An 11,781-nucleotide genomic window follows, 5' to 3' on the forward strand; every position below is an offset into this window, starting at 1 on the left:
TCTAATCTAGGATAAAATAATTAAAGAAATGTTGACTAAAAAACAATTTTCAGAATTTTTTGCTACTTTTTTTTATATCGGGAAAATAAAATACTGCCCAGGCACTTTTGGATCGATTGCCGCTTTCCCTCTAACTTATTTCTTAATATATTTTATTGTTAATAACAAAATAATCATTCCTTTCTTAAGTCTCACTCTCGGTGAAGCTCAACTTGTCAGTATATTTATTATAAGCTTTAGCCTATGTTTGACACTCTTAATACTCGGCACTTATTTTACTAAAATATATTTAAATTATACAAATTCAGAAGATCCTAAAGAAGTGGTAATTGATGAAGTAGTAGGGCAAATGCTAACTATCGTTTTAGTATTTTTTTCTGCTTTATTTGCTAATGAATCGTATTTAATTAAATATTTTAGTCCGCTAACAATAAATATTATATTACTTTTCATATTACCTTTTGGTCTATTCCGATTTTTTGATATAGTAAAGCCCTGGCCTATTAATTGGTTGGACAAAAATATTAAGGGTAGTATCGGCGTTATGCTTGATGATTTGCTAGCCGCAATATTTGCTGCGGTAACTCAATACGCAATTATATTTGTGTTAATAGATATTCGACAATAGATTTGCTATAAAAAAAGATCATTGACTAATTTCTAATATAATAATATGATACGATAAATATTTATTAATTTTTAAAGAGATAGTTTTCATGTTCGCAGTTATAAAAGCAGGTGGAAAACAATATAAAGTAGACAGAGATAGTATTATTAAAGTCGAAAAAATTGATGGAGAACTTGGCTCTAAAATTCAGTTTGATCAAATTTTAATGATTGGCGAATACTCAAAGCCTTCTTTTATTGGGACTCCAATAGTTAAAGGGGCTGTAGTTACGGCTGAAATTACTAACCAACTTAAAGATAATAAAATTATAGTCTTTAAGAAAAAGCGTAGGAAAAATTATCGTCGTAAAGCCGGTCATCGCCAAGAATTGACGGAATTAAAAATATTAGATATTACCAAACAATAATAATAACTTAAAAGGAATTATAAAATGGCAACCAAAAAAGCCGGTGGTAGTTCTAGGAACGGAAGAGACTCAGTCGGTCGGAGGCTGGGAGTTAAAAAATCCGATGGACAATATGTAATACCCGGTAATATTATAGTTAGACAACGCGGTACAAAAATTCATCCTGGAACGAATGTAGGGCTCGGCAAAGATCATACAATATTTGCTTTGATAGAAGGTAGAGTAGAATTTTTAACTAAGCGAAATCATAAAATCGTGAATGTTAAAGAAATTGCCAGTGCTTAAGTATTGCAGTTTGATCTACTAGTGTTACGTGGAACGCAAAATGCTTTTTATGGCATTGTTGCGTTGATTGGTAAAATCTACTTTGTCACCCCGTGGCTTTACTACAAGATCCATAAAAACAATTTAAAGTACTCAATTATTAGTATTTTAAGCTGGATCTCGCGATTAAGTTGTGAGATAACAACTGAAAACCGTTCCACACAATAATGTCTGTAAGCAAGCTAGATGACAACAGGCGGAAATTAATTATATAACATAATATTCTATTAGGCTTTCTTTACTTATGGCCTTAATAATTCAAAAGTTCGGTGGCACTTCCGTTGCAAATATTGATAGAATAAAAAAAATCGTTCCTATCATAAAAACCGAAATAGCTAAAAATAACCAAGTAATTGTAGTAGTTTCGGCTATGGCAGGTGTTACTAATCAACTTGTCACATTGTGTAATGAAGTATCAAGCCTTAACAACATTTCTCAATTTGCAGAATATGATGTAGCACTTTCTAGCGGTGAAATAGTCACTGCTTCATTACTAGCGCTCGCTCTTCAAGAAGAAGACATAAAGGCGCGATCATTTCTAGCTTGGCAATTACCGATACTCACCGATAATAATCATAGTAAAGCTTTAGTAGAATCAATTACTACAGATTTACTAGAAAAATATTTACAGTTAAATACCGTCCCTATAATAGCCGGTTTTCAAGGAATTAACAAATCCAATAGGTTAACTACTTTGGGCAGAGGAGGATCTGATACTACTGCCGCCTTAATCGCTGCAGCTATGAAAGCTGATAGATGTGATATTTATACGGATGTGGAGGGAATATTTACTGCTGATCCAAGAATTATTCCAAATGCCAAGAAGATAAAAGAAATAGATTTTTTAGAAATGTTAGCACTAGCATCAAGTGGAGCAAAAGTACTACACCCTAGAGCCGGAGAGTTAGTAATGCGGTATAAAATAGATATGCGTGTTCTGTCAACATTTTCACCAGATACAGAAGGTACGTTAATCACTTCAAAGGATAAAAATATGGAGAATGGGATTATTAACAGCATTACTTCTAATAAAAATTTATTAAAAACATCTGTAAAGAGCATTTCTTTAAGTTTTTTGCAAGTTGCAAATATGATTACACAAAATAATAATCATATTGAGTTTATGCAAGAGATAAAAAATAATGCAGAATATAGTTTTATTACAAATTTAACCGATAAAAATAATTTACACGCTTTACTGACTAATTTAAAAGATGATAAGCAGATACAAGGTTTTACTTTTGATACCGAAATTGCTACAATCTCTCTTATTGGTTATGGGATTAAAAATGATTGTAAATTACTTGAAACGATATTATCAAAGTTAACGAAAGATAATATAAATGTTAACATGATACAATTATCAGAAGTTAAAATTAACTTATTCATAAATGATCAAGATGCAGAAAAAACAATTTTTAATTTATATAATCTTTTTAAAATATCTTAGATTCTACATCTGAGATTTAATTTATAGTAAAAGAAGTGGAAAAGACATGGCTCCTACTACAAAAAAATTTTATAATTTGTAACAAAAAAAGTTAAAATAGATTAATTTAAATTTCATATATTAAGACCTAAATACTTCATTCAATAGCTTAAATTTATTATTTTCATTATAATTATCTTCTATTTACTATTTATTAGTTATATATTAATAAATAAGTCTAAGAGGTTATCTATGAAGTTATTTTAACTCTCAATTTTTAGGAGTAAATTTTACAGGAAAAAATAATGAGCGCAGAAGATATAAGGTCAAAAGAAAGATTTAATCGGATTAACGATATATCAGAAACAAATAAAGATGATTCAGAAGAAATTAGAAATAATTTTAAAAAATTTGTACTGAATATATTAGAAACAGACAATATAACCCCGTATAAGTTAAGTGAAAAAACAGGTACTCATGAAACAGCGTGGAAAAATTTTCTAGATGGTCGTACAAAAATGCCTGATATGGGAGCAATTGTTGCTCTTGCAGATTATAAAAATGTTCCACTAGATGAAGTCATAGGCAGAGATATAAATAAAGCAAAAAAGATAACGATAGAAATAAAACAAACTCCGGAAATATCGGCATCTATAGCTAAACTACCAAAAGATATACTTCAAGAAGCCATGTTGATAGGAGAAAAAACTAGAGGATTTATTCATAAACCAACAAATAAAAAGACAAAATCTTTTGCTGAACAAGTTAAAAGCTCTAATAAACCGAAAGGAAGGTCTATCTAAATAAAAATCTGTTTTTCAATATTGATACTAATATAAAACTTAAAACCTTACTTGATATTCTAAAATGGGAAATAACTTCAAAACGACCAAAAGGGCCAACAGCACTGCCGCTTACTTCCACTGTGATATTCCACCACAAAAAATAACTAGCAGTAAAAATACACAGCTAAATCTCGATCGCTTCAGACAAGATGAATTTAAGGACGAGTCTGCACATTGTACATTAGTACATGACTACAGACAAGTTTCACGAAATTCATTAGTATCAAGCAATCGAGATTACGCTGTACGAGTAGCCTACATAAGGCATGTAACCTTTTGAATTCAAATAGACGGTTTAAATATCTTAACCGATCCGGTATGGTCAGAGCGGGTTAGTCCTTTTACTTTTGCAGGACCAAAAAGAGTGGTAAAACCCTGTATTAATTTTACCGACTTACCTAAAATAGATGTTATATTAATAAACCATAATCACTATGACCATTTAGACATCAGAACAATTAAAGATTTATGGGTACGAGATACTAAATCATCAAGCTTTTGTGTTCTAATATCTTTGTGGTGCAATAACTTAACTCTTAAACCATTCTTCTGCATTGCTAAAGAAATTTCTTGCTGCAACAATTCTTCCAAATGATCTTCATAGTCATATTCACGTTCTTTGCAATTACCAATATCTAGATACTTCTGTTTGCATCGGTAAAACTAATATTTCCTTGTATACATAAGATAATAAAAATTATAGATTTATGAAAAATTTTATGCATAATATTTAAAGTTAAAAAAAATACAAATAAAGATACTTACATTCATTATTTTCGTCAAGATTTATTTTTTACCTATCACGGTTAAATAATATGATCATAGAATAAGCAAGTACGGCAAACATGCAAAGATATAAAATCGGGAATAGGTTAAAATCAAATGATTTTATTACCTTTGCACAAATATAATTAGCAGTACCAGACATTAACATTGAGCCGATATTATGTCCTAAACTTATAACACGATAGCGTTCTTTAACTACAAAAGACTTAATAACTATACTATGAGCAAGAGCATTAAAAGGTGCAACTGATGCAGCTAACATTAAACTAGCTGCAAGCCCTAAATTAGTCATTTGATATTTTACTGCTATCACAAAAAATACACTTGCTGTAATAGTACATATAAATGCGATTTTTAATACCGAATTAACTCCTAAGCGATCGGCAATAAAACCGGCAATCGGCATGCAAACAGCAAAACATATTACTATTAAGACCGAAAAAGCACTCATAATAATACCGACTGAAGGTAATACGAGCGGTAAATATTGCTTCATAAAGATGATCGCAATTTGATATGTTGCTCCAAAACCTCCAGCTAAAAATATTAACCGTGCAATATTTTTCCATTGCTTTTTAATTATAGAGCTAAGTTTTTCAATAGAATCTTGGCTATAGTGTGCTTTTTTAAACTCCGGTGTTTCATCAAATTGCCGGCGATAATAAAGAGTTATTAATGCAAATGGTAAACTTAGTAAAAATGGGATACGCCAACCCCACTCCGGAAAAATATGAGAATTAAAGAAATTAGTTGCACCGATTCCGCATAATAAACCCATTACTCCTGTACATCTAGTTATTGCCGAGGCAGTAAATCGGTATTTTGCTCCTAAATGTTCAATAACATAAATCGCTGCACCGTCATATTCCCCTCCAATAAAAATACCTTGCATGAAGCGACATAAAACTAAAATTATTGTACTCCAAACTCCTATCGAGGGATAATCGGGCAATAAACCTATTATTAAGGTAGGGATTACAATACCGATAATCGTAAAACTTAAGGCTTTTTTTCGACCGTATATATCCCCTATACGTCCAAAAATATAAGCACCCATAGGCTTTGATAAATATGCTGCTGCATAAACGGCAAAAACATTTACAAGCTTTGTTAATAGATCAGTACTGGCTGAAAAGAATTTATCAGCGATAATTGCCGCTGAAAAACCATATAAACTATAGTCGTAATATTCAATAATAGTGCCTAAAAAAGCACCAAGAACTTTATTGCATGATTTTGTTTGTTTCATTTTAAAGGTATACTGTGAGTAAACGAAAAGTAGGTAGACGAAGTTTAATTTGGAAAAGAGCAAGGCATCTTGAAGCTGATAACCGCAGCATACATACTAGTACGTGAGGATTATCAGCAAAAGACAACGTAGCCAATTTTTCAAATTAAACGAGTATACATGACCACTTTGGCCGTTACTTAAAATCCTTCAAAGACCTTTATGTAAAGGTGGACTTCATATATCTAAACTGAATTAGTATTAGACAGGGACGATGTCCTGAAAGTTAGTGGTAGTCCTAGGTTAATATTAAGCTCACGAACCAAGCAGCCAAGAACTAGTATATCACTTTCCCATTTTACGTGCAAGGTTTTCTAGGTAACCTGCTATAGTAGCTAAGGTTTCTGCGAATTTTTCTTCGTCGGGATGATTTTTGTGAAGACCGTTTTTATTAAGTTTTTCTGTTAGACTAGTTATTTCAGCTTGCGCATTAAGTGATGCCATAACTAATAATAGCTCAAAAGAGGCTGTGGGACTACCAAGTTTAATTTCCGCTATTTTATCATTCAATTTATTCGCTAAAGATAGTAACTCTTCCTCATCTCCATTATTACAATATAATTGAAAACTCTTGTTATTTAATGTTACCGTAACAATTGACATAATTATTTTTGCTGTTTTTTTATTTCTTCAAGTTCATTAATATAAATGTTAATTTGATCTAGCATTGTTATATAATTATCTTTTAATGCTTTATTTTCGTTTTGTAATTTTTGAACTTCATTTTGATTATTTACAAGCATACTCAACAAATCATCGAGTTTATGTTCTACTTCTTCCATTAATTTCTTTAGACTGCTTACATAATTTGCTTCTAAAGGTAATTTGTACGTCGATCCTGTACTCGCATCCTCACATACGTCTATGTACGCTGCGGTGCCGTGTTCCGTGTCTCCTTTAAATGCCTCTTTATTAGCTTCGTTCTGTAAGCAGTCTAATATTTCATTATCCATCTTCGTTTAAGCGTTAATTATGAATGGATGACTTACCATAATAATTGATAACATTATAATAGATATCAATACTAATTGCTTTTTACGTTTATAATTTATCAATATCGTAGCTTTTTTATTATTTAATAATTTTTCGGTTTCGTTCTGTTGAGTAGCTTCTATCTGCTCTGCATTTCTATCTTTTACATTAAGATAATCCAAGTATAATTTAAGTAACCTCTTACATATACTTCTCCTGGTAAAACATCAAAATCACCATCTTCTAAAGCTACTAAATATTTTTTTCTAATTTTTAAATCACTAGATACCTGATTTAAAGTTTTACCTGAATCTAACCTAATTTGCTTAAGCATTGACGACATAATTTACTCAAGTTTTTGTAAGAATATTTCAAATTTCTTGTTTGCTAAAATAATTATATTTAAGTCTATAGTTTCTTGAGCTTTGATTTCTTTAATAAAATCAAGAAAATTTCTAACTAAGTTATTATTATTATCAATCCATAAATCTAAATCAATAGTTGTTTTAGATTTATTAATTATTTTTATTAATAATCTACGTTGTTTGTCATATAAATCATCTTTTAACGATTGAATACCTAAGCGACGCCAAAATGAATCGTTCAATTGCCTATCACAAGCTTTACGTAACCAATCAAGACTAAACATATCACTTATAATAAAATAAGCTTTTGCTATCTCTTTATTATTCCCTGAAGTCTGTTTTGTTACATATATAATGTCAAATACTGAAATTAAATTGTCAAATGTAACGATAGTAGCAGCCAATGATTCCGCTACCCCACTAGTGGTATAATAATTCAATTTTTCTTCAAATCTTATTTTAGTTTCTCCGACTAATAAAGTATCTACCGTTTTTCTTAAGTTTTGTGCAGGAACTCTAAACTCTTCTATAGTGTCACTAATATTAATAGGATGTTTTAAATTTTTAATAAACCATGAAATACCTCGACGCATTAATTTCGTTATTTCGGTAAACATGTCGATTTTTACATTGTAATCAATATTAGTAGGTAGCTTACTTATCGTTTCCCATATATCATCAAGATCAAAAATTTCACAAATAATGGTATATGACCTTATTATATCACAAAGAGGAGCCCCAATCTCACGCTTTACAATACTAATAAGCGGTCCACCAAGCTGATTCATTATTTTATTTATAGTAACGGTTTTAATAATCTCATGTTTAAGTGGATGAGATAAAATTTCATTACGAAACTTTTTTTGCATCATTTCAGGGAAATAATCTATAAGATATGCATCAAAATATTTATCATGGGAAAAAGTAGAATTAATTAACTCATGATAAGCAGATCTCTTACTATATGATAGCAATATGCAAAGCTCAGGACGAGTTAATACTTCACCGCTAATAGCTCTGCTATTCAATTCTTCTGCACTAGGCAAGAATTCATTTTCCCGCTCTAATACTTTTTCTTCTTCTAAAAGATCTATAAATTGACTAAGTATATTAACAGTTAAAGTAGGAGATAGTTGCATAATTGTTATTGCTTCGGTTTGCTTATAATTATCAAGTAATACTAACTCTTCAACTTGCTTTGTCATATCGTTTAGAAGTTTATTACGTTCTTCTAAAGTAATTTTTCCTGAGGTTATCGCACTACTTAAAGCAATCTTGATATTTACCTCATGATCAGAGCAATCAACACCTGCTGAATTATCAATAAAGTCAGCATTTATGCGCCCGCCTTTTTTAGCATATTCAACTCTACCTCTCTGTGATACCCCAACATTACCGCCTTCTGCTATAACTTTTGCTCTAATTTCTTCACCGTCACATCTAAGGTTATCATTTGCTTTATCACCGATTTCTAAATTATTTTCCGTTTTAGCTTTGATATAAGTGCCTATTCCGCCATTCCACAATAAATCAACATCTGCTTTTAAAATAGCTTTAATTAATTCTTCCGGTGATAATTCATTATCATTTATATCAAGTAATTTTTTAATTTCCGGTGATAATTTTATTAATTTACTACTGCGTTCAAATACTTTGCCTCCTTTAGAAATAAGCTTAGAATCATAATCAGACCAATTAGAACCCTTTAAATTAAATAAACGCAAACGCTCATTAAAACTTGATAAAGGATCAGGAGTAGGATCAATAAATATATGTTTATGATTAAAGGCAGCAACTAACTTAATAGCCTCTGATCTGAGCATACCGTTACCAAACACATCTCCCGACATATCTCCTATACCTACGACGGTAATAGGGTCTTTTTGGACATCTAACCCTAAAGTTTTAAAGTGATTAGTTACGGAAATCCAAACTCCTTTGGAAGTAATAGCCATTTTTTTATGATCGTAACCTGCAGAACCACCAGAAGCAAAAGCATCATCAAGCCAGTAATTATATTCTCTTGCCACACTATTAGCATAATCCGAAAATGAGGCTGTACCTTTATCGGCAGCAACCACTAAATAAGGATCTTCTTTATCATAAATAATAACGTCTTTTGGATGTACTACTTTACCGTCAATGATATTATCAGTTATGTCTAATAAACCTCTAAGGAAATTCTTATAGCATTCTACCACTTTTTCCATATATTCATCACGAGTAAGCCCTTCCTCAGTAAAATGAACATAAAAGCCGCCTTTAGCACCGACAGGGACAATAACGGAATTCTTAGTCATTTGTGCTTTCATAAGCCCAAGGACCTCAAGCCTATAATCTTCTGCTCTATCCGACCATCTAAGCCCTCCGCGTGATACGGGACCGCCTCTTAAATGAACAGCTTCAAAATTTCTAGAATAAACAAATGTTTCGGCAAACGGAACAGGTTTAGGTAAATCCGGTACTTTTGAAGAATCAAACTTAAATGAAAAAATATGTTTATGTGGTTGATAGTAATTTGTTCTAGTAATAGCATTAACTATACCAAGCATATTACGTAGTACTTTATCTTCACTACTCATCTCAACGGTTACTAAGTAATTATTTAGTTTGTCTTTAATTACGTCACAATTATTATCCAAATGTTTAGGATTAAATTTTATATCAAATAGATTTACCAACATTTTTGTATATTCGGGATGTTTAAGTAACGTTAACTGTACATAGCCTTTACCGTAACTAAATCCCGTTTGATGTAAATATCTTGTTAAAGCTTTGACGAGTTTAACTTGCTTCCAATTAAAACCGGCAAGCACTATTAATTTACTTAAAGAATCATTAGCAAGAATCCCAAGTGCCATTTTGTCCAAAGCTTCTTCAACATTTATTTTTAATTCGGTAATATTATCCTTTACAGGTACAATAGAAGTTAAGATAAAATTATATATCCAGCTTTCTTTGATTTCGAGAGCCTCATTAATTGCAAAAGTTTGTTCATCAATTGCTTTAAAACCTAAATTTTCTATTGGCGGCAATATGTTAGAAAGTGCAAGTTTTACTTTTGGACTATATATTTTTAAGTAAAATTCCGTTTCATTTACAGAAACTAGATTAAACATATATTTTTGTGACTTACTTGCTTCCGTTAGATATTCAATATCTACTAAAGCTATTTCCGGAGAAAATTTTTGCCGATAATCTGCCGAAAAAATATTATCAAAAAGCTTTAAATTAATACCTGCCTGATATTCGCCAAATTTTTTAGAAAACTTAAAATAAAAATCTTCACTCCAACGTGTAGAGATACGATCTAAATCTTGCTGTATTATTTCTGCTTCAAAATTTATTTTATGTTCCCCTTGTGCTTCAAGCGTTACAAAAAGATAAGAAAAATTACCGGCTACTTCGGTGATATAGTTGGATAAAATTTTACTACCGAATTTTTCTGCTAAATAACAATCTATCATATTATGCATTTCAGCCGTTAAACGTTCTCGTGGCAGAAAAATTATGATATTAAGAAAAGAACTAGACCAATCATATTGAATAAATAATTTAAGCTTCTTACTCATCATACTTGAGAGCATATGTAAACACATACAATATAAATCGCCTTGATCAATTTGTATTAAAGCTTCTCTCGGTAACGACTCCATTAAAATTCTTAACTTATCAGCATTATAACCAGATAATGCAAAACCGGCTTTCTCAATTACAAAATTAAATTTTTGTCGTAGGATTGGAATATTACTTATTGAATGGTAATACATATTTGAATTATATATACCGAAAATTATACTTCCCGAAATATATTCACCCGAAGAGTCAAATTTTTTCACTAAGATATAGTCGATTAAATTATCTGAATAGATAAGCGACGCACTATTTATTTTACCGAGTATTATTAATTGATTTTGATATAAAGGATTAGCAGAACATTTTATAATATCATCAATCTCGTCTTTTACTTCTTGCCATATTTTTGCTGCTCCTATTTCATTGCTTAATTTTAAAGATTTTACTTCAAAATCAAGAGTCCCTAATAAAACCAAATTATCGTTTTGTAACCAATTTAAGAATTCTTTAGCCTCTTTAAAATTTAATTTATAATTATCAATTATATTTTTAGATAAATCTTGTAATTTTGTGAGTAATTGCGGTAAATGGCTATAGCTTTGCTCTAACTTTTCTAATCTTTCATTTATAGCCTCGGTTAAAAATGTAGTAGTTTTATCGTCAAAATTGCCTAAAATGGTTAAATGTAGTATTGATTCTGATTTTTCATCCGACACAGCATTTTCTAATATTTTTTCTAATTCTCCTGTACTATTTCGGACACAGTTTATTACCGGATGGAGTAAAAACTTAGTTTGCAAATTCATGTTTTTAAGCAGACATATGATAAAATCAACAATATGCGGCTTATTATCAAGTAATATCAAGACATTTATTGCCGGATCATTTTCGATAACTGCCTTTGTTATTGCTATTTTTCTTGCTCTTGCTATCCTTTGCTTAAAAAACTTAAAGGCTTCATCTGCAAAATTTTGAAATAATTTTGCTCTATTCTCAAAATCATAATCTATCGGAATATAATTTAAAAACCTTTGAACAAAATCTATATATATGGAATTTGACTCACGTTCCTTGCTAAGTTCTAGAATTTTAGTTTTATAATTCGGGATTTGACAATTTAAACGACTAAAGTTTAAAGAGGTTGTTTTTGGGGTCATGATTT

At 30.6% G+C, this 11,781-nt stretch carries 10 protein-coding genes, 1 other RNA gene and 2 pseudogenes; 6 read left to right on the forward strand and 7 right to left on the reverse strand.

The window, feature by feature from the left end; translation table 11 throughout:
- Window positions 1-28: 28 nt before the first annotated feature.
- From ACPKKV_RS00225 to ACPKKV_RS00250, 6 genes and pseudogenes are all read left to right on the forward strand, one after another.
- Entirely contained in the window at window positions 29-628 is a 600-nt protein-coding gene (locus ACPKKV_RS00225) for a phosphatidylglycerophosphatase A family protein (protein ID WP_392505599.1), read from the forward strand.
- A gap of 88 nt (window positions 629-716) precedes the next feature.
- A complete protein-coding gene (gene rplU, locus ACPKKV_RS00230; RefSeq protein ID WP_392505600.1) occupies window positions 717-1,034 on the forward strand; it encodes a 50S ribosomal protein L21 in 318 nt (105 codons plus the stop codon).
- Window positions 1,035-1,058: 24 nt separating this feature from the next.
- Window positions 1,059-1,319: a 50S ribosomal protein L27 gene (gene rpmA / locus ACPKKV_RS00235; RefSeq protein WP_392505602.1), complete on the forward strand. Its 261-nt coding sequence runs from the start codon at window positions 1,059-1,061 to the stop codon at window positions 1,317-1,319.
- Between the two features lie 283 nt (window positions 1,320-1,602).
- Entirely contained in the window at window positions 1,603-2,808 is a 1,206-nt protein-coding gene (locus ACPKKV_RS00240) for an aspartate kinase (RefSeq protein ID WP_392505604.1), read from the forward strand.
- A 284-nt stretch (window positions 2,809-3,092) separates the two neighbouring features.
- Window positions 3,093-3,590 (forward strand): helix-turn-helix domain-containing protein, encoded by a 498-nt coding sequence (locus tag ACPKKV_RS00245; RefSeq protein WP_392505605.1) that lies wholly within the window; start codon window positions 3,093-3,095, stop codon window positions 3,588-3,590.
- Window positions 3,591-3,933: 343 nt separating this feature from the next.
- Window positions 3,934-4,114: pseudogene (locus tag ACPKKV_RS00250) on the forward strand (MBL fold metallo-hydrolase); the annotation flags it as partial.
- On the opposite strand, the gene ACPKKV_RS00255 reads toward ACPKKV_RS00250, so the two are convergent.
- From ACPKKV_RS00255 to ACPKKV_RS00285, 7 genes and pseudogenes are all read right to left on the reverse strand, one after another.
- Window positions 4,065-4,211, reverse strand: a complete 147-nt coding sequence (locus ACPKKV_RS00255; RefSeq protein ID WP_392505608.1) for a hypothetical protein — start codon at window positions 4,209-4,211, stop codon at window positions 4,065-4,067. The pseudogene ACPKKV_RS00250 and the gene ACPKKV_RS00255 sit on opposite strands and share 50 nt — an antisense overlap.
- Window positions 4,212-4,425: 214 nt before the next feature.
- Window positions 4,426-5,667: an MFS transporter gene (locus ACPKKV_RS00260; RefSeq protein WP_392505610.1), complete on the reverse strand. Its 1,242-nt coding sequence runs from the start codon at window positions 5,665-5,667 to the stop codon at window positions 4,426-4,428.
- Between the two features lie 156 nt (window positions 5,668-5,823).
- A non-coding RNA gene (ssrS, locus tag ACPKKV_RS00265) (6S RNA) lies at window positions 5,824-5,982 on the reverse strand.
- Window positions 5,983-5,991: 9 nt separating this feature from the next.
- Window positions 5,992-6,309 carry a cell division protein ZapA gene (locus ACPKKV_RS00270; protein ID WP_392505612.1) on the reverse strand — a complete coding sequence of 106 codons (318 nt, stop codon included), beginning with the start codon at window positions 6,307-6,309 and terminating at the stop codon, window positions 5,992-5,994.
- A gap of 2 nt (window positions 6,310-6,311) precedes the next feature.
- Window positions 6,312-6,659: a palindromic element RPE1 domain-containing protein gene (locus ACPKKV_RS00275; RefSeq protein WP_392505613.1), complete on the reverse strand. Its 348-nt coding sequence runs from the start codon at window positions 6,657-6,659 to the stop codon at window positions 6,312-6,314.
- Between the two features lie 6 nt (window positions 6,660-6,665).
- Window positions 6,666-7,021: pseudogene (locus ACPKKV_RS00280) on the reverse strand (helix-turn-helix domain-containing protein).
- A 3-nt stretch (window positions 7,022-7,024) separates the two neighbouring features.
- Window positions 7,025-11,776, reverse strand: coding sequence for an NAD-glutamate dehydrogenase (locus ACPKKV_RS00285; protein ID WP_392505614.1), 4,752 nt, complete (start codon window positions 11,774-11,776; stop codon window positions 7,025-7,027).
- Window positions 11,777-11,781: the final 5 nt, after the last annotated feature.

The organism is Rickettsia finnyi, from assembly GCF_049668125.1.
In the GTDB taxonomy this organism is placed as follows: domain Bacteria; phylum Pseudomonadota; class Alphaproteobacteria; order Rickettsiales; family Rickettsiaceae; genus Rickettsia; species Rickettsia kotlanii.

What these genes read in the sequence shown, in the direction of transcription:
- ACPKKV_RS00270 (WP_392505612.1), bottom strand. Translation starts at nt 6,309, where the DNA reads ATGTCAATTGTTACGGTAACATTAAATAACAAGAGTTTTCAATTATAT.
- ACPKKV_RS00245 (WP_392505605.1), top strand. Translation starts at nt 3,093, where the DNA reads ATGAGCGCAGAAGATATAAGGTCAAAAGAAAGATTTAATCGGATTAAC.
- ACPKKV_RS00275 (WP_392505613.1), bottom strand. Translation starts at nt 6,659, where the DNA reads ATGGATAATGAAATATTAGACTGCTTACAGAACGAAGCTAATAAAGAG.
- ACPKKV_RS00240 (WP_392505604.1), top strand. Translation starts at nt 1,603, where the DNA reads ATGGCCTTAATAATTCAAAAGTTCGGTGGCACTTCCGTTGCAAATATT.
- rplU (WP_392505600.1), top strand. Translation starts at nt 717, where the DNA reads ATGTTCGCAGTTATAAAAGCAGGTGGAAAACAATATAAAGTAGACAGA.
- ACPKKV_RS00225 (WP_392505599.1), top strand. Translation starts at nt 29, where the DNA reads ATGTTGACTAAAAAACAATTTTCAGAATTTTTTGCTACTTTTTTTTAT.
- rpmA (WP_392505602.1), top strand. Translation starts at nt 1,059, where the DNA reads ATGGCAACCAAAAAAGCCGGTGGTAGTTCTAGGAACGGAAGAGACTCA.
- ACPKKV_RS00260 (WP_392505610.1), bottom strand. Translation starts at nt 5,667, where the DNA reads ATGAAACAAACAAAATCATGCAATAAAGTTCTTGGTGCTTTTTTAGGC.
- ACPKKV_RS00285 (WP_392505614.1), bottom strand. Translation starts at nt 11,776, where the DNA reads ATGACCCCAAAAACAACCTCTTTAAACTTTAGTCGTTTAAATTGTCAA.